Source organism: Streptosporangium sp. NPDC004379 (assembly GCF_042873875.1).
GTDB lineage: Bacteria > Actinomycetota > Actinomycetes > Streptosporangiales > Streptosporangiaceae > Streptosporangium.
Map to the genome: position 1 here is coordinate 93,321 of NZ_JBIAMC010000007.1, position 16,187 is coordinate 109,507.

At 72.3% G+C, this 16,187-nt stretch carries 17 protein-coding genes and 1 tRNA gene; 5 read left to right on the forward strand and 13 right to left on the reverse strand.

Features of this window, described 5'->3' with window-relative positions; translation table 11 throughout:
* Positions 1 to 181: 181 nt before the first annotated feature.
* Both ACFYSC_RS17110 and ACFYSC_RS17115 read left to right on the forward strand, forming a co-directional pair.
* On the forward strand, positions 182 to 442 hold the full coding sequence (locus tag ACFYSC_RS17110) for a hypothetical protein (protein WP_389962027.1): 261 nt from the start codon (positions 182 to 184) through the stop codon (positions 440 to 442).
* A gap of 315 nt (positions 443 to 757) precedes the next feature.
* Complete coding sequence (locus tag ACFYSC_RS17115; protein ID WP_389962749.1) at positions 758 to 1,072, forward strand: tyrosine-type recombinase/integrase; 315 nt, start codon at positions 758 to 760, stop codon at positions 1,070 to 1,072.
* Positions 1,073 to 1,133: 61 nt separating this feature from the next.
* Here ACFYSC_RS17115 and ACFYSC_RS17120 read toward each other — a convergent pair.
* The 4 genes from ACFYSC_RS17120 to cysS all read right to left on the reverse strand — a co-directional run bounded on the left by ACFYSC_RS17120 (position 1,134) and on the right by cysS (position 5,095).
* Positions 1,134 to 1,206: transfer RNA gene (locus ACFYSC_RS17120), tRNA-Thr, on the reverse strand.
* A gap of 185 nt (positions 1,207 to 1,391) precedes the next feature.
* The gene (locus ACFYSC_RS17125; protein WP_389962029.1) at positions 1,392 to 2,279 is read right to left on the reverse strand and encodes a DMT family transporter; all 888 of its coding nucleotides are present in this window, start codon (positions 2,277 to 2,279) and stop codon (positions 1,392 to 1,394) included.
* Positions 2,280 to 2,702: 423 nt separating this feature from the next.
* Positions 2,703 to 3,671 carry a 23S rRNA (guanosine(2251)-2'-O)-methyltransferase RlmB gene (rlmB, locus tag ACFYSC_RS17130; protein WP_389962031.1) on the reverse strand — a complete coding sequence of 323 codons (969 nt, stop codon included), beginning with the start codon at positions 3,669 to 3,671 and terminating at the stop codon, positions 2,703 to 2,705.
* 23 nt (positions 3,672 to 3,694) lie between these two features.
* A complete protein-coding gene (gene cysS / locus ACFYSC_RS17135) occupies positions 3,695 to 5,095 on the reverse strand; it encodes a cysteine--tRNA ligase (protein WP_362937109.1) in 1,401 nt (466 codons plus the stop codon).
* Between the two features lie 388 nt (positions 5,096 to 5,483).
* On the opposite strand from cysS, the gene ACFYSC_RS17140 reads away from it, so the two are divergent.
* Positions 5,484 to 7,097, forward strand: coding sequence for a DUF2637 domain-containing protein (locus ACFYSC_RS17140; RefSeq protein ID WP_389962034.1), 1,614 nt, complete (start codon positions 5,484 to 5,486; stop codon positions 7,095 to 7,097).
* A 696-nt stretch (positions 7,098 to 7,793) separates the two neighbouring features.
* Here ACFYSC_RS17140 and ACFYSC_RS17145 read toward each other — a convergent pair.
* From ACFYSC_RS17145 to ACFYSC_RS17160, 4 genes are all read right to left on the reverse strand, one after another.
* Positions 7,794 to 8,066, reverse strand: coding sequence for a GlsB/YeaQ/YmgE family stress response membrane protein (locus ACFYSC_RS17145; protein ID WP_362940658.1), 273 nt, complete (start codon positions 8,064 to 8,066; stop codon positions 7,794 to 7,796).
* A 91-nt stretch (positions 8,067 to 8,157) separates the two neighbouring features.
* Positions 8,158 to 8,424 carry a GlsB/YeaQ/YmgE family stress response membrane protein gene (locus ACFYSC_RS17150; protein WP_389962036.1) on the reverse strand — a complete coding sequence of 89 codons (267 nt, stop codon included), beginning with the start codon at positions 8,422 to 8,424 and terminating at the stop codon, positions 8,158 to 8,160.
* A 217-nt stretch (positions 8,425 to 8,641) separates the two neighbouring features.
* Positions 8,642 to 9,109, reverse strand: coding sequence for a 2-C-methyl-D-erythritol 2,4-cyclodiphosphate synthase (ispF, locus tag ACFYSC_RS17155; RefSeq protein WP_389962038.1), 468 nt, complete (start codon positions 9,107 to 9,109; stop codon positions 8,642 to 8,644).
* A 17-nt stretch (positions 9,110 to 9,126) separates the two neighbouring features.
* Entirely contained in the window at positions 9,127 to 9,609 is a 483-nt protein-coding gene (locus ACFYSC_RS17160; protein ID WP_362940668.1) for a CarD family transcriptional regulator, read from the reverse strand.
* Positions 9,610 to 9,870: 261 nt separating this feature from the next.
* On the opposite strand from ACFYSC_RS17160, the gene ACFYSC_RS17165 reads away from it, so the two are divergent.
* Positions 9,871 to 10,479: a copper chaperone PCu(A)C gene (locus ACFYSC_RS17165; RefSeq protein ID WP_389962041.1), complete on the forward strand. Its 609-nt coding sequence runs from the start codon at positions 9,871 to 9,873 to the stop codon at positions 10,477 to 10,479.
* Between the two features lie 204 nt (positions 10,480 to 10,683).
* On the opposite strand, the gene ACFYSC_RS17170 is transcribed toward ACFYSC_RS17165, so the two are convergent.
* Positions 10,684 to 11,373 (reverse strand): response regulator transcription factor, encoded by a 690-nt coding sequence (locus tag ACFYSC_RS17170; protein WP_362940674.1) that lies wholly within the window; start codon positions 11,371 to 11,373, stop codon positions 10,684 to 10,686.
* Positions 11,370 to 12,566, reverse strand: coding sequence for a sensor histidine kinase (locus ACFYSC_RS17175; RefSeq protein ID WP_389962044.1), 1,197 nt, complete (start codon positions 12,564 to 12,566; stop codon positions 11,370 to 11,372). The genes ACFYSC_RS17170 and ACFYSC_RS17175 overlap by 4 nt, the downstream gene beginning before the upstream one ends.
* 146 nt (positions 12,567 to 12,712) lie before the next feature.
* Here ACFYSC_RS17175 and phoU point away from each other — a divergent pair, with 146 nt between their 5' ends.
* A complete protein-coding gene (gene phoU, locus ACFYSC_RS17180) occupies positions 12,713 to 13,369 on the forward strand; it encodes a phosphate signaling complex protein PhoU (protein WP_362940680.1) in 657 nt (218 codons plus the stop codon).
* Between the two features lie 162 nt (positions 13,370 to 13,531).
* On the opposite strand, the gene ACFYSC_RS17185 is transcribed toward phoU, so the two are convergent.
* The 3 genes from ACFYSC_RS17185 to ACFYSC_RS17195 form a co-directional block, all read right to left on the reverse strand.
* Positions 13,532 to 14,275: a phosphoglyceromutase gene (locus ACFYSC_RS17185; RefSeq protein WP_389962047.1), complete on the reverse strand. Its 744-nt coding sequence runs from the start codon at positions 14,273 to 14,275 to the stop codon at positions 13,532 to 13,534.
* A gap of 62 nt (positions 14,276 to 14,337) precedes the next feature.
* Entirely contained in the window at positions 14,338 to 15,162 is an 825-nt protein-coding gene (locus ACFYSC_RS17190) for an isocitrate lyase/phosphoenolpyruvate mutase family protein (RefSeq protein WP_389962049.1), read from the reverse strand.
* Positions 15,159 to 16,133 (reverse strand): cytochrome P450, encoded by a 975-nt coding sequence (locus ACFYSC_RS17195; protein ID WP_389962051.1) that lies wholly within the window; start codon positions 16,131 to 16,133, stop codon positions 15,159 to 15,161. The genes ACFYSC_RS17190 and ACFYSC_RS17195 overlap by 4 nt, the downstream gene beginning before the upstream one ends.
* Positions 16,134 to 16,187: the final 54 nt, after the last annotated feature.

The window sequence follows — 16,187 nt, forward strand, 5'->3', positions numbered from 1 at the left end:
GTCACAGCGAAAGAGCGCGGAAACGCCGTCCGCAGATCTCGCCTGCCGGATCTTTCCATCGCCGTCGCCCTGCCCTCCGGGGAGCAGGCCGAGGCCAGAGACCCTCACCGAAGGCAATAGACGGCATGGGATGGATCGGGCAGGCTTGATCGAAATGATCGGATGCTGAAACCAGGGCCGGGTGAACGAGTTGAGAGAGCTGTTCGTATGGCTGTGGGGAGTGCTTTCGTGGTTGTTCTCAATGGTGGTGCTGTTCTTGGTGATCTACGTGGCGATAAGGCTGGCGCTCACGCATGATCGCCGAGGACAGCTTTCACGTCAGCGCGATGCGGCGGACGCGGAGTCGCGGGAGCGTGTGGCGGCGGAGAGAGCAGCGCAGAAGCGGGAGGCGGAGGAGCGAGCGGCTCGACGACGTGAGGCGGGAGAAGGCGATGACGCGTAGCGGCGGTGGGCCGGTGGCCGGCAGGTCAGCCGGGTACGGCGGGCGCGCGGTACGACTGCGGCTCGGGCCGCCGCCTTTTCTCTCGCCGCCCATGACCTGACAGAGCCAGGATCCACAGCCGGCACTGCGGTACTCGTACTATCAGCCGGTCTCGCCGTAGCGGCTACATGTCTACTGGCATTCCCGCTGAATGAGTCTCAGAAATCTTCTTGATCGCTGTCAAAGACGCTGGCCGGCTTCTTTGAGAGCGGCATCCAGACGGCACACAACGCCTAGCGGTTCCAAGCGGACGAGTCCTGGACCGAGCACGGTCCGATCTTCCGGACCGCGTTCGGCAACCCCTCGGCCCCGGGCACCTTCACGCACCTGTTCGCCAGGCCGACGCGCAAGGCCGGCCTGGGGCATTGGCACCCGCACAAGCTGTGGCATCCGGGCGCCTCGCTCATGCTCGCCCAGGGCACTCCCCTGCACGTCGCCGCCGAGATCCTCGGGCACGCGAGCATCTCGATCACCAAGGACGTCTACGGCCATCTCGTGGAAGGCGAGAAGCGCGCGGCGACGGCGATCTCCGGGGCTCTGCTGGGCGGACAAAGACCGGTGGCTCCCAAAGACGCCGAGAACACCGGCTGAGCACCGGATACAGGAAGGCCCCTGACGGCATATCGCCTGTTCAGGGGCCTTTCTCTTTGCGAGCCGACGAGGGGAATCGAACCCCTGACCTTCTGTTTACAAGACAGATGCTCTGCCGATTGAGCTACGTCGGCATGGTCGCCTCCTGAGTTTAGTCGGCTCCCGGCCTGGACGTCACCAACCTGACGGCCCGGACGCCGTCGACCTGAAGGCGCGGACGTCGCCGGGCCGACCACCCGGACGTCACCGGCCCGGGGACCTGGGAACCTGGAGATCACCGCTCCGGAGGAACAACGAAGCGACGAGGGAGATGAGCGCATCACCGGGTTCCCGGATGCGGCTCCGAGCGCGGGGGCGCGGCCTGCTCCGACTTGGCCAGGAACGGTGAGCGGCCGAGGATGAAGATCCCGGCCACCATCGCGATCAGACCGATGACCTCTCCCGCCAGCGCCCCGGACGTGACCCGCACCTGCTCGGAGAAGATCACGATGCCCAGCACGATCCCGACGATCGGCTCGGTGGCGGTGGCGGCGGGCAGCGAGATCCGGAGCGGCGCGGCGTCGAAGGCGCTCTGGCCGAGCAGCAGGCCGACCAGGGCGACGCCGACCAGGACGTACGGCTGCCAGCTCGCGGCGAACACGTCCGCGCCCTCCCGCAGCCTGAGCAGAGAACCGCGGGTCAGCACGTCCTGCACGCCGTACAGCATTCCGGCGGCGCCCGCCAGCAGGGACGCCTCCACCTGCAGGGGGCGGCGGAGCCCGACGGCGACGAGGACGGCGGCGATCGCGACCACGAGGAGCAGTGCGAGCCAGCGCGCGGAGTCCGGGCCGGGTGAGCTGCCTCCCTGTGGCTGCCCGAAGACCAGGAAGAGCGCCACCCCTCCGCTGACCAGCGCCGCGCCCAGCCATTCCATCCGGCTCAGGTGCTCCTGGTAGACCACGTGGGCGGCGGCCAGGGCGAACAGGAGGCTCGTCGCCAGGAGCGGTCCCACCTTGGTCAGGTCGGCCTGGTACAGCGCCACCGCGGTGACGACCTGGCCGGCGAACATCAGGCCGATCCCGGTCAGCCAGAGGCGGGAGCGGATGAGGTGCATCAGCAGACGCGGGTGGAGGATCTCCCCCAGCGGCTCACGGTACGCGGCGTGCTGCTGGGCGACGAACCCGAGGCCGAGCAGGCACGCCGAGACGAGAGCGATCAAGAAGATCAACTTCTGTCCTCCGGGGCTCGGCCCGCCGCCGGCCGGGCGGGCGCCGCGAGAGAGCGTCTCCTCTCCCGGACCCCGCGGGTCCGCCGGAGGCGGCGCTCCCACCTCTCTGGGAGATCTCCCGCCCGGCGGGCCGTACGGCTTCCGCGGGCGGTCGCCGTCGAACGGGTTTCCCGCCCCCTACCTACCCGGGACGCCGAATCCCTACCTGACCAGGGAAGACTCCTTCAGGGAGCCGCCGACCGGCCGCGCCGTACCCGGCCGGTCGGCCGTGCGGCACCACCCCGCGCCCGGCCGGCCGCGCCGCGTCCGGTCGGCCGTACGGCATGGCCGCGCGTCCGGCGCCTGGACACGGTCGCACGCCGGATCCGGAGGCCCGCCTCCGTACCCGGAGGCACGAAGGCGCGGAGGCGGAGGGCCGGTGCGTCAGCGCTTGCGGTGGCGGGAGACCTCGTAGAGGGCGATGCCCGCGGCGACGCCCGCGTTGAGGGACTCGGCCGCGGCGTTCATCGGGATGCGGACCACCAGGTCGCACGCCTCGCGGACCAGGCGGGACAGGCCCTTGCCCTCCGAGCCGACGACCACGACCAGCGGGCCGTCGAGGAGGTTGGCGTCGGCGAGCTCGACGGTGCCCTCGCCGTCCAGGCCGACGACGAAGAGCCCGGCCTCGCGGTACTCGCGCAGCGCGGCGGTCAGGTTGGCCGCCCGGGCGACCTTCAGGGTGGCCAGCGTGCCCGCGGAGGTCTTCCAGGCTCCGCCCGTCACCCCGGCCGAGCGGCGGGAGGGGACGAGAAGGCCGTGGGCGCCGAACGCGGTGGCCGAGCGGGCGATGGCGCCGAGGTTGCGCGGGTCGGTGACGCCGTCGAGCGCCACGATCAGCGGCACCTCGGCGGCGTCCTGGGCGATGGCGACCAGGTCGTCGGGGTGTGCGTAGTCGTAGGGCGGGATCTGCAGGGCCAGGCCCTGGTGGATCCCGCCCTCGGTGAGGCGGTCGAGCTTCTCCCTGCCGACCTCGAGCATCGCGATGCCGCGGCCGGCGGCGATCCGCATCGACTCCTTGACCCGGTCGTCGTTGTCGATGCGCGTGGCGACGTAGAGGGTGCTGGCGGGCACCCCGGCCCGCAGCGCCTCCACGACGGGGTTGCGCCCGCCGATGTACTCGGGGGCGTCGTCGCCGCGCTTGGCACGGGCCGGGGTGCGCGAGGAGGAGGACCTGCCGGTCCGATCCTCGCGCTCGATCCGCTCCGTGCGCGCCTTGTCCTTGAACCAGTGCCGCATGTGCGCCGGCGGGGTCGCCCCCTTGCCCTCGAGGCCACGGCGGACGTTGCCGCCCGTGCCCTTGGTCGGACTCTTCTTCTTCGCGGGCCGCCCGGACCCTCTACCCCCACCAGCCATGCTGTATAGGGTACGGCCTGCTTTTACCGGGACAGTTCCCAGCGGGGGCCCTGGGGGGTGTCCTCCACGGTGATACCGGCCTGGGAGAGCTGGTCGCGAATGCCGTCGGCCGCCGAGAAGTCCTTGCGGGCACGGGCCGCCTGGCGCTGTTCCAGGGCCACACCGACCAGCGCGTCGACGACGGCGCGCAGCCCGGTGTCGCCTCCGGAGGAGCGCCACTGCTCGGAGCGCGGGTCGAGACCGAAGACGTCGAGCATGTTCTGCGTCTCGGCGAGAAGCCTGGCGACCTGCTCCTTGTTGCCCTGGGCCAGCGCCACGTTGCCCTCGCGGACCACCTCGTGGACGACCGCGAGCGCCTGGGAGGTGTTCAGGTCGTCGTTGAGGGCGTCCACGAACGACTCGGGCAGCGGCGCGTGCGCGTCGACGTCGTGGATGACCTCGGCGGCACGGGTGACGAAGCCCTCGATGCGCTGGTAGGCCGCGGCGGCCTCGAACAGCGCCTCCTCGGAGTACTCGATCGCGGAGCGGTAGTGCGGGGCGGCGAGGTAGTAGCGCAGCTCGACCGGGCGGATCTTCTTGGTCACCTCGGGCACCAGCAGGGAGTTGCCGAGCGACTTGCTCATCTTCTCCGCGCCGATCTTGAGCATGCCGTTGTGCATCCAGTAGCGGGCGAAGCCGTCCCCGGCCGCCTGCGACTGCGTCAGCTCGTTCTCGTGGTGCGGGAAGACCAGGTCGACGCCGCCGCCGTGGATGTCGAAGGTCGGCCCGAGGTACTTGGTGGCCATGGCCGAGCACTCCAGGTGCCAGCCGGGGCGGCCGCGGCCCCACGGGGCCGGCCAGCTCGGCTCGCCGGGCTTCTCGCCCTTCCACAGCGCGAAGTCGCGGGGGTCGCGCTTGGCGGTGTCGGTGTCGGTGTCCGCCGCAGCGCGGAGGTTCTCGAGTTTCTGGTTGGACAGCGAGCCGTACCGGTCGGCGTAGGAGACCACGTCGAAATAGACGTCGCCGCCGGAGGCGTAGGCGTGGCCGCGCTCGATCAGCCGCTCCATGAGCTCGACCATCTCGGGCACGTGGCCGGTGGCCCGCGGCTCGACGGTCGGCGGCAGGCAGCCGAGGATCTGGTAGGCCCAGGTGAAGGCGCGCTGGTTGCGCTCGGCGACGACGAACCACGGCACGCCCTCGGCCGCCGCGACTCGGATGATCTTGTCGTCGATGTCGGTGACGTTCCGGCAGAAGGTGACGTCATAGCCCGACCGGGTCATCCAGCGGCGGAGCACGTCGAAGTTGACTCCGGAGCGGATGTGCCCGATGTGGGGAGGAGCCTGCACGGTGGCGCCACACAGGTAGATCGACGCCCGGCCGGGTTCGACCGGAACGAATTCGCGGACCGTACGTACGCTGGTGTCGTATAGGTGCAGGGTGCTCACGAAGGAAAGGCTAACGCCTCACCTCACCTCACAGGCCGGGTTACGCGACGTTGACGTCGCTCAGGCGAGTCTTTTGCGACCATTGACGGCCAATGGCATCAATGCCCATTTACGCGTGCTTCGTGATGAGCGCCCCGCCGATGACGCGACCGCGCCCAGTCTCTCCTGCTTCCCTGCCGGTCCCGGCCGCCCGGCCTGCCTGTCTCCCGGCCGGCCGGCCTGCCTCCTGGTCTCCCTGCCGGCCGTGCCACCCTGCCTGCCGGTCGGCATGGTCGCCGCCGGGCCGACCGGGGTACGGCGGGCCCGCCGTACCGGACGTCCGCGCCGGTCGATCACACAGTTCGCCGGACCGATCATTCCGTGCCCGATTCTGTAGGCTCGAAGGGCCATGGACGTGAAACCCCCCGCGGCGGCGGACCCTGTCTCCCGCCCGTCTGCGCCCCTGCCCGCACCCGCCCGGCCGAGCAGGGCGGCGGCCGCGTTACGACGCGTCGGAATCGCCCTCGCCGGCCTCTGCGTGGCCGCCCTCACCGCCGCCGCGTGCGTGCTCTCCTTCAAGGATCTGCGCGCCCTCGCCGTGACCGGCGAGGCGGATCCCGGGCTGGCCTACCTCTATCCCGCGGCCTTCGACGCGCTGCTCGTCATCGCGATGACCACCGTGCTGCTGCTGCGGAAAGGCCGCTGGCCGGCCCGCCTGCAGGCGGCCCTGGTTCTGGCGCTGCTGCTCGTCGCCGCGGCCGCCGCCGAGGTGATCACGGCCGTGCGGGCCTCGCTGGACGTACGGCAGGCGGCCGTCGGGGTGGCCGTCTCGCCGTGGGTGATGGTGCTGCTGGCACTGTGGCTCTGGTTCCTGCTGATCAAGCACGGCGCCGGCCGGCGGGCCGCCGCCTCCGGCCCGGGTACGGCGAGCCGGGACGGCCACGGCGGGGACGCGGGAGGCGCCGGGGCCGCCGGGAACGTGGCCGGGCGGCGGGACCGCGGTGACATCGTGCCGTTCCCGGACGCCGCCTCGGACTCCGGCGCGGGCGGGTCCTCCGCGATCGCAGGCAGGCCTTCCGCGGACACCGATTCCGGTTCCGCCTCGCGCGGCTCCTCCCCCGTCGCGGGCACGCCCTCCCCGGACTCCGGCGCGGATGCTCCCTCCGCCGTCACGGGGACGTCTTCACCGGGCGCCGTCCCATACGCCGCCCCGACCGGCAACGCGATCGGCGCAACCGACACGAAGGACGGCGCGGCCGGCGGCGAGCGTCCGCGGCCCGCCCGCCCCGTGGAGCGGGCCCCGCACACTCCTCCGGGGGAACCGGTCCACCACGCTCCGGTGGAGACCCCGCTGGATCCGCAGGCCGCCCCGCCGCTGGAGTCGGCGCCGCACCACGACCTTCCGCCCGCGGTTCCGCTGATCGGCCCCACCCCGGCTCCGGTGACCCCCGAGGTCGACGAGCTGCCGCCCATCGACGCCCCGGACCCGGACCCCGCCCCGGACGGGGACGCGGACCCGGACCCCACCCCGGCGCCGCCCACGGCCCCCGAAGCGCCCACCGGCTCCGGACCCTCCGCCGGCTCCGAGCCCTCCGGTTCCGAGGACCGTACCGGCTCCGGTTCCGCGGTCTCACCGGCCGCCGGGCCGGCCGCGGTCCCCGCGCCCGGCAGGCCGGTGCGCTGGGGGGATCTGCTCCGGCCCTCGAAGGGGGACGTGCTGGTCCATCCGCTCCGCCCCGCCGTACCGGAGGCCGTGGCCGAAGAGCAGGAGGCCGACGAGCGAGGGGCCGACACCCAGCCGATGCTCGCGATCTCCGACGCGGACGAGAACGGAGACGGGAGCGGGGACGAAGAGCGGGACCCGGCGGGGAGGTCCGGCACGCCGGGCCCCGTTCCGGATCCCGATCCGGCACACGGCGCCGAGACCGCCGACCCCGATGAGGAGCCCGCAGACGGCGGCACGGCCGCGGCCCCGCCGCCCTCGGGGCGCATGCGGAGCACTCCCACCCCGCCGGACGAGTGAGGTCCTGACCGGCCGTCCCCGCGCCGCCGGACGATGGAAGCCGCACCATAGGAGCCGCACCGCGGGAGCCGTACCACTCGATGGGATCCGGAGCCGCCGCGTGTGGGCGTACCGACGCGGGTGGGCGCCCGTACCGGCGCGTGACGGGAACCGGGGACGCCGGGGCATGCGGTGGGGCCGGAGCACCGGGTGGAGAGAACAGGGTGGAGAGAACGGGGCGGCCGTAGGGCCCGGATGTCACCGCATGAGAAGAGGGCGGTGGCCGCGTAACGACGCGGCCGCCGCCCTCTTCTCCGATGCCGGACCGGCCCGCAGCTATTCGCTCACACTCGGTGAGCGGCGCCCCGCTGCGGGCCGGCGCCCTGCTCACCTCCGCGCCCGTCCCCGGATGGACCAGGGCCAGCCATTTCATGAAATGTCTAGAAATGGGGGAAACGGTGGTGACCCACTCTCCTGGGGCATGCCGAGCGGGTCACCCGCGAGGGCGGCGACATCGTGCGGGCCGCTGCCCTCACCTCCGGGCGGGAGGGCGTTCGTCCGGGTCACGGCGAGACCACCGGGGTCGGGTGCCCCGCCGTACCGGTTGTTCTCCGACCGCCCCCGGGTCCTGTTCCGTGGATCCCCCCGAAGCAGACGGGACGATCCGCGGGACAGGGCCCGGCGGCGGCTCGCTTCGCGGGCCGTCGGGCCGGTGACTCACACCCTGGAGTGCGGCCGCTTCAGAGCGGCGACCAGGCCGACACCGACGGCGGCGAGGACGACCTGCATGACGAGCTCGATCCAGTCGATTCCGTCCGTGGTGGCCACGCCGAGGGACTGGGCGATCGCGGTGCCGATGAGCGCGGCGACGATGCCGACGGCGATGGTCAGGAACCAGCCGATCGGCTGCCGGCCGGGAAGCACGAGACGACCGAGGGCGCCGACGACGGCACCGATGACGATGGCCCCGAGGATGGACGCGATGGTCATATGAACCTCCTCAATGGGATGAGATCTTCACCTCACGGGAGGTTGGCTACCCTCCGGGCCGGAGTTATGCGTGACGGCTGGGAATTCGAGGTCACAGAGTTTTCTTCTGTCGCAGCTGGGCCACGGCCAGCACCCCGATGACCGCGAGGGCGAGCTGGATGATGTGCTCCCACCAGTTGATCCCCGGCGTCCGGGCGAGCCCGAGGGCGGCCGCGATGGCGGTGCCGATGAGCGCGGCGACGATGCCGACGATGACCGTCAAGCCGACGGAGATGTTCTGCCTGCCTGGAAGGATGAGGCGCGCCAGCGCCCCGATGACGGCACCGATGATGATCGCGGCGATGATGGATCCGATCATGTCCGGCTCTCCCCCCGGTACGGAACATGTCATCAGGGGATTACCCAGGACGTTCACCGGTCACTCAGGAAAGGTGGTGGCCCGCACCGCGCCAGTTGACGGGCCACCGCCCCGGATGTCTCGGCGGGCATTCCGCGCCGCCCGCCGGAACGCTTTCGCGTTCGTACAGAAGACGTCCGTCTCCCCGCTCGGGTTCACCCGCCGGGGGAGATCCTCCCTACGAGGGAGCCCGGTTCATCACGATCGCGGTCGCGACGGCCGCCACGCCCTCGCCGCGCCCGGTGAGCCCCAGACCGTCGGTCGTGGTGGCGCTGACGCTCACCGGCGCGCCCACGGCGGCGGAGAGCACCCTCTCCGCCTCGGCCCGGCGCGGCGCGAGCTTGGGCCGGTTGCCGACCACCTGGACGGCCACGTTGCCGATCTCGAAGCCGGCCGCGCGCACCGTACGGGCCGCCTCACCCAGCAGGGTGACACCGGAAGCGCCCGCCCAGCGGGGATCGGCGGTGCCGAACAGCCCGCCGAGGTCGCCCAGGCCCGCCGCGGACAACAGGGCGTCACAGGCGGCGTGGGCCGCCGCGTCGCCGTCGGAGTGCCCGGCGAGGCCGGTCTCGCCGGGCCAGTGGAGCCCCGCGAGGTGCAGTTCGCGGCCGGATGCGAACGGGTGGACGTCGACTCCGACGCCCACCCGTGGAAATATCGTGTTCAGGAGTTGAGAACCTCGTCCAGAAGTGCCTCGGCCTTGTCCTCATTGGTCTTCTCCGCGAGCGCGAGCTCGCTGACCAGGATCTGCCGGGCCTTGGCCAGCATACGCTTCTCTCCCGCGGAGAGCCCGCGCTCCTTGTCTCGTCGCCACAGGTCGCGAACGACCTCGGCCACCTTGTTGACGTCACCGGACGCCAGCTTCTCCAAGTTGGCCTTGTAGCGGCGGGACCAGTTCGTGGGCTCTTCGGTGTGAGGCATGCGAAGCACGTCGAAAACGCGCTCAAGACCCTCTTGCCCGACGACATCGCGAACACCGACGAGTTCGGCGTTGTCTGCCGGCACCTGGACGGTAAGGTCGCCCTTGTCGACCTTGAGAACCAGGTAGGACCTTTCCTCACCCTTGATGGTCCGGGTCGTGATTGCTTCGATCCGAGCAGCCCCGTGGTGGGGGTAGACGACAGTGTCGCCGACCTGGAAAGTCATGTGACAAGTACCCCTTCCGCTGTACTCAAGAGTACCACGTATCCACAGCCTCCCGGAACAGTGAAATCACCATAACTGCAGGTCAAAGCGGCGTCTTATGGCTTGACAAACGCCCGCCCCTGTGAATCGCCAGGCTGAAAAGCGGTCCCGGCCTGCATTCGGCGTCCTTCCCCGAGCGGGCGGGCCGCCGGAAAACCCGGTATTGGACACGGATAGGGTTGGCCCTGTTCTGCATCCAGTGTGACAAGGAGACCCCGTACCGTGACCCGCAACAGCCGTCGCTGGGCGACCGTCGCCGCCGCGTTCCTCGCCGCCGCCCCCGTCCTGGCCGGCTGCGGTACCGGAATGGACGCCAACACCAGCAGGCCCTACCACGCGACCGAGGCCGTCACCGTCCGGCAGAACGGCATCGACGTCTCCCAGGCGTTCTTCCTCGGCCCCGAGCCCGGCTCGCAGATCGCGGCCGGCGGGGCGACCCCCCTGTACATGTCGCTGGTCAACAGCGCGCAGGCCCCCGACCAGCTCGTCGGCGTCGGCGTCGACCCGGCCGTGGGTACCGCGAAGATCCCCTCGCCGGTCGAGCTCAAGCCGGGCCAGGGAGTGCGGATCGGCACGCCCACGCCCACCATCGTGGTGGACGGTCTGAAGCAGCCCCTGCGCGGCGGGGAGAGCATCAAGATCCAGCTCCAGTTCGCCAACGCCGGCATCATCCCGGTGACGGTTCCGGTCATCACCCGCAGCCGCGAGTTCGCCACCCTGGCGCCGGCGTCGGGCGGGGGCCAGGGCGCCACGCCGTCGGCGAGCCCCTCGGCGAGCCCCACGGAGGGCGCGACGGCGTCGCCGTCCCCCAGCCCCTCGACCACCGAGTGACCGGCGGCCCGCACGCCGGAGCCGGCGGAGCGGGCCCCGACCGGCATGCGAAAGGGCGGACGGGGGATCACCCCGCCCGCCCCTCTCCCGTTCTCCACGTCCTCCTCACGGCCCCGCCGCGGCCGTGGGCGGGGCCGGGGACGGACCCCGGCCGTACGCGATGGCGACGCCGGCCGTACGCGGGGACGGAGCCCGCGGGCGGCGTCAGCTCTCCACGGGGTCGAACTTGTAGCCCAGCCCGCGGACGGTGAGGATGCAACGCGGGTTGGAGGGGTCGGCCTCGACCTTGGCGCGCAGCCGCTTGACGTGCACGTCCAGGGTCTTGGTGTCGCCCACGTAGTCGGCGCCCCAGACCCGGTCGATGAGCTGGCCCCGGGTGAGCACCCTGCCGGCGTTGCGCAGCAGCACCTCCAGCAGCTCGAACTCCTTCAGCGGGAGCTGGACCTGGTCCCCGCGGACGGCGACGACGTGCCGGTCGACGTCCATCCGGACCGGGCCGGCGGCGAGCACGGCCGACTCCGGCTCCTCGGCGTCGCCCTGGCGGCGCAGCACCGCGCGGATGCGGGCCACCAGTTCCCGCGAGGAGAACGGCTTGGTCACGTAGTCGTCGGCGCCCAGCTCCAGCCCCACGACCTTGTCGATCTCGCTGTCCTTGGCGGTGAGCATGATCACCGGGACGTTGGAGCGCTGGCGCAGCGAGCGGCAGACCTCGGTCCCCGGCAGGCCGGGCAGCATCAGGTCGAGCAGCACCAGGTCGGCGCCGTTGCGGTCGTAGGCGTCCAGCGCCTCGGGGCCGGTGGCCGCTACCGCGACCTCGAAGCCCTCCTTGCGCAGCATGTAGGACAGGGCGTCGGAGAAGGACTCCTCGTCCTCGACGACAAGCACGCGAGTCACTGCGCGGCCTCCAGGGGGATCGGGGTGGTACGGGGTACGGCCACCGCCGTCCCGCCGAAGGCGGGCAGGCGGAGGGTGAAGGTGGAGCCGGAGCCTTCCTTGCTCCACACCGTCACCGCGCCGTTGTGGGCGGCGGCGACGTGCTTGACGATGGCCAGGCCGAGGCCGGTGCCGCCGGTGGCGCGTGAGCGGGCGGCGTCGACGCGGAAGAACCGCTCGAAGATCCGCTCCTGGGCGCTCTCCGGGATGCCGATCCCCTGGTCGCTCACGCTGATCTCGACCGACTCGTGGTGCGGGCCGACGGCCCGCGCGCTGACCACGACCCGGGTCTGCTCGGGACTGTAGGCGACCGCGTTGTCGATGAGGTTGCGCAGCGCGGTGACGAGGAGCTCGTCGTCACCCCAGATCCGCAGGCCCTCGACGCCGCCGGTGACCAGGCTGATGTTCTTGGCCGCGGCGGTGGTGTTGCAGCGGTCGACGGCCTCGTGCACGGCGTCGTCGACCGGGACGGGCCCCGGGGTGGGGATGGGTTCGGCCCCCTGGATGCGGGAGAGCGTGATGAGGTCCTGGACGAGGTAGTTCAGGCGTGCGGCCTCGTGCTGCATCCGCCCGGCGAAGCGGGTGACCGCCTCGGGGTCGTCGGCGGCGTCCTGGATGGTCTCGGCCAGCAGTGACAGAGCGCCCACCGGCGTCTTGAGCTCGTGGCTCACGTTGGCGACGAAGTCGCGGCGCACCGCCTCGACCCGGCGGTGCTCGGTCTGGTCCTCGGCGAGCACGAGCACCTGGCCGTAGGAGCCCAGCGGGGCGACCCGGACCGCGAACGACGTGGAGTCCTGGCCGAACTTGTGCCCGGCGACCTCGATCTCGCTCTCCCGGATCTCGCCGTCCCGGCGGACCCGCCTGGCCATCGCGAGGAGTTCGGCCACCACCAGGTGGTCGCCCTTGACGAGACCGAACGCCCGCGCGGCCGAGCTGGCCCGGAGCACCCGGTCGTCCCTGTCGAGCACGACCGCCGAGGACGGCAGTACGGCCAGCACGGAGGCGACGCCCGGCGGCAGCGCGCCGGGCGCGACGTCGTCCACCGGCGTCAGCACGACACGACGGCTTTCGACGTTGTGCCGGACGACCATCACGGCCAGCGCCCCGACGACGAAGCCGGCCAGCGCGGCCAGGCTCGCCAGCAGCTCACCCATAGGGTCCTCCTGTAGGCTTCACGGTCCCGATGGTAGGCGGGCGTTTTCCTCTTCAGGCAGCTCAGAGCGGCACTACAACGGCCTTTCCCACAATGTTCACTTTACGGTCGGGGTTCGTTCACCGTCGCCCGCGTACGTTGAGGGCCATGCGCGACCTCTACCACGAAGAACTCGACGCCCTCACCGACCGGCTGATCGAGATGACCCGCCTGGTGCGATCCGGGATCTCCCGGGCCACCACCGCACTGCTGGACTCCGACCTCCAGCTCGCGGAGAGCGTCATCTCCCAGGACGAGGAGGTCGACCGGCTCTTCACGGAGATGGAGGCGTCGATCTTCGACCTGATGGCCCGGCAGCAGCCGGTGGCCGTCGACCTCCGCATCATCATCGCCGCCCTGCGGATGGGCACCGACCTGGAGCGGATGGGCGACCTCGCCGAGCACGTGGCCAAGGTCGTACGGCTGCGCCACCCGGAGTCGGCGATCCCGCCGGAGCTGCGCGCCACCATCCTGGAGATGGGCCAGGTCGCCGAGCGCCTGGTCACCAAGACCGGCAGCTGCATCGCCTCGCGCGACGTGGAGTCCGCCATGGAGATGCACGGCGACGACGACGCCATGGACCGGCTGCACCGCAGGCTGTTCAAGACCCTGCTGGCGGACGACTGGAAGCACGGCGTCGAGCCGGCCATCGACGTGACGCTGATCGGCCGCTACTACGAGCGCTACGCCGACCACGCGGTCCGCGTCGCCAACGACGTGGTCTACCTGGTGACCGGCTCCCGTCCGCAGGACGGCGTTCTGTAGGCGCCCTGCGGCGGAACTCGGGATCGGGGCCCGGAGCCCGTCACCACGGGAGCCGGGGCACGGGATCGGGGAGATCGAGGAAGATCGGGGGAAGGGGAAGGGCCCGCCGTCGCGGCGGGCCCTTCCCCTTCGTTCTCTCCTCGCGTGTTCCCGCGGCCCGGGCTACCTGCCCTGGTTGGCCACGGCCTCGATGGCGGAGGCGGCGGCCTCCGGGTCGAGGTACTCGCCGCCCTTGGTCACCGGGTGGAAGTCGTCGTCCAGCTCGTAGCGGAGCGGGATGCCGGTGGGGATGTTGAGCCCGGCGATCTCGTCGTCGCCGATCCGGTCGAGGTGCTTGACCAGCGCCCGCAGCGAATTGCCGTGCGCGACGACCAGGACGGTACGGCCGGCCGCCAGGTCGGGAACGATCCGGTCGTACCAGTAGGGCAGCATCCGCTCGACGACGTCCTTGAGGCACTCGGTCCGCGGCAGCAGCTCACCCGGCAGCAGGGCGTAGCGCGGGTCGCCGGCCTGCGAGAACTCGTCGTCGTCGGCGATCGGGGGCGGCGGGACGTCGTAGGAGCGGCGCCAGAGCATGAACTGCTCGTCGCCGAACTCGGCCCGGGTCTGCGCCTTGTCCTTGCCCTGGAGCGCGCCGTAGTGACGCTCGTTGAGCCGCCAGGAGCGGTTGACCGGGAGCCAGAGCAGGTCGGCGGCGCCCAGCGCGAGGTTCGCGGTCTGGATCGCCCGGGTCAGCACCGAGGTGTGGACCACATCGGGCCGCACCCCGGCCTCCAGCAGCAGCCGCCCGCCGCGCCGTGCCTCCTCCTCGCCCTTCTCCGACAGCCCGGCGTCCACCCATCCGGTGAACAGCCCCTTGGCGTTCCATTCGCTTTCGCCATGCCGCAGCAGCACCAAAGTCGCCATGCGGCCAAGCCTAGAGCGTGCCCGCACCCCGGCACGGAGCGGCCACCGCATCGGAACCCTCCTCACCACCGGAGCCCGTCGGCCGCCGGGCCCTCCCCGTCACCGGGACCCGCCAGCCGCTCGACCTCCTCGTAGGAGGGCGCCTCGGCCACCGGGTGGCCGCCCGCGGCGACGGCCAGCGCCGTACCGGTGACCGCGCCCAGCGCCGCGCGGAACAGCAGCGAGCCGAAGCTGATCCGCCGCACCCCCGCCTCCGCCAGCCGGGACGGCGGCACCCCCGGCTGGACGAGCACGTTCAGCGGCACCCCGGCCGCCGTGGCGAGCGCCTCCAGGTCCCGTCCGGCGGTCGCACCCGGGACGAACACCCCGTCGGCTCCGGAGTCGGCGTAGATCCGCGCCCGCCGTACGGCCTCGGTGAGGGCGCCGGGCATGCCCAGCCAGAACGGGTCGGTGCGGGCGTTGACGAACAGGTCCGGCGCGCTGTCCTTGATCGCTCTGATCAGCCTCCCCTGCTCGGCGGGACCGGCCAGCCGGGCGCCGCGGCCGTCCTCGACGTTGACGCCCGCGATCCCCATGGCGGCCAGGTTCCCGGCCAGTTCGGCGACCTCGGCGGGCGAGCCGCCGAAGCCGTCCTCGATGTCCACCGTGACCGGGACGTCCAGGTGCGCGATCCGGCGGGCCAGCGCCAGCGTCTCGGCGCGGGTCGCGCCCGCGGCGTCCGGCTTGCCCGCCGCGGCCGCCACTCCGAGGCTGGTGGTCCCCACGGCCGCGAACCCGGCCGCCGCCAGCACCGCGGCCGAGGCGTGGTCCCAGGCGTTGGGAAGCACCAGCGGCTCGGGGCCGTGGTGCAGCGCCCTGAAGCGCTCGAACACCGTCTCCGCCGTCATCGCCGTACCGCCTCGACCACGCCGGCCGCCAGTGCCAGCGCGATCCGTTCGGCGGGGCAGGGCCGCGGTCCGGCGCCGAAGGTCAGGTGCCGCGGGGAGCGGCCGGGCCGGAAGCGGTCCGGATCGTCGAACACGCGCGGGTCCCGGTTGGCCGCGGCCACGTCCAGCAGAACCGTCGTCCCGGCCAGGACTCCCCCGGCGGCCCGCCGTACGGCGACGCGGCGCAGCATCCGCACGGGCGGGTCGTGGCGCAGCGTCTCGGTCAGCAGGCTCTCCACCGGGCAGAGGCCGGCGCCGGCCTCCGGCGTACTCCCGTCGGGATCGGCGGTTCCCTGCGCTTTCCGAGCGGCTCCGCCCGCTCCCGGCGTGTTCCGGGTGGGTCCATCCGCCGCCAGGGCGTTCCGGACGAGACCCGCGGTGGCCGCGCACGCCTGGGCGAGCAGCCCGGCCAGTACGGCGAGCCGCTCCGGCTCAGGGTCGCCGAGCAGCCGTGACAGCTCGGCCAGGCCCGCGTCGGCCGCGTCGTCGTCCGCAGGGGTGGACGGGGCGGCCTGGACAGGTGAGGTGGGCGGGGTCGCGGGGGGCGGATAGGCGGGGGCGAGCGCCGCGACCGCCCGCGCCGCCCGCGCGCCGTCCTCGGCCCGAACGCCCAGCGCGACGGCCAGCACCTCCACCGGCACCAGTTCCGGGCTGGAATGCCCCGCCGTACGGCGGAACGCCTCGGCGCGCAGCGTCCGCTCGTCCAGTCCGTCGAGCACGCGCACCGCCGCGGCCCGGCGGGCGGCGTGCACGGGGCCGTCGGCGAAACGGCCGACCGCGCCGCGCAACCAGGCGACGGTCAGCGAGAAGGGCGGTCGCGGCACCTCGGGCACGGTCAGGGCGGGGTCGGCCAGGAGCGCCCGCACCTCGTCGTAGCGGCTCACGACGATCGGCTGGGCCGGCCGGGCCGTGCTGTTCGGCTGAGAGGTCATGACCCGCACGCTAGGCGCGGAACCCTTCGGCGCCGGCCGAAACGTCCGGCGGGG

Bases quoted from the DNA above. Each gene is read 5' to 3' on its own strand.
- ACFYSC_RS17150 (WP_389962036.1), bottom strand. From the start codon at position 8,424: ATGATCGGATCCATCATCGCCGCGATCATCATCGGTGCCGTCATCGGG.
- ACFYSC_RS17195 (WP_389962051.1), bottom strand. From the start codon at position 16,133: ATGACCTCTCAGCCGAACAGCACGGCCCGGCCGGCCCAGCCGATCGTC.
- phoU (WP_362940680.1), top strand. From the start codon at position 12,713: ATGCGCGACCTCTACCACGAAGAACTCGACGCCCTCACCGACCGGCTG.
- ACFYSC_RS17160 (WP_362940668.1), bottom strand. From the start codon at position 9,609: ATGACTTTCCAGGTCGGCGACACTGTCGTCTACCCCCACCACGGGGCT.
- rlmB (WP_389962031.1), bottom strand. From the start codon at position 3,671: ATGGCTGGTGGGGGTAGAGGGTCCGGGCGGCCCGCGAAGAAGAAGAGT.
- ACFYSC_RS17185 (WP_389962047.1), bottom strand. From the start codon at position 14,275: ATGGCGACTTTGGTGCTGCTGCGGCATGGCGAAAGCGAATGGAACGCC.
- ACFYSC_RS17190 (WP_389962049.1), bottom strand. From the start codon at position 15,162: ATGACGGCGGAGACGGTGTTCGAGCGCTTCAGGGCGCTGCACCACGGC.
- ACFYSC_RS17145 (WP_362940658.1), bottom strand. From the start codon at position 8,066: ATGACCATCGCGTCCATCCTCGGGGCCATCGTCATCGGTGCCGTCGTC.
- ACFYSC_RS17140 (WP_389962034.1), top strand. From the start codon at position 5,484: ATGGACGTGAAACCCCCCGCGGCGGCGGACCCTGTCTCCCGCCCGTCT.
- ACFYSC_RS17175 (WP_389962044.1), bottom strand. From the start codon at position 12,566: ATGGGTGAGCTGCTGGCGAGCCTGGCCGCGCTGGCCGGCTTCGTCGTC.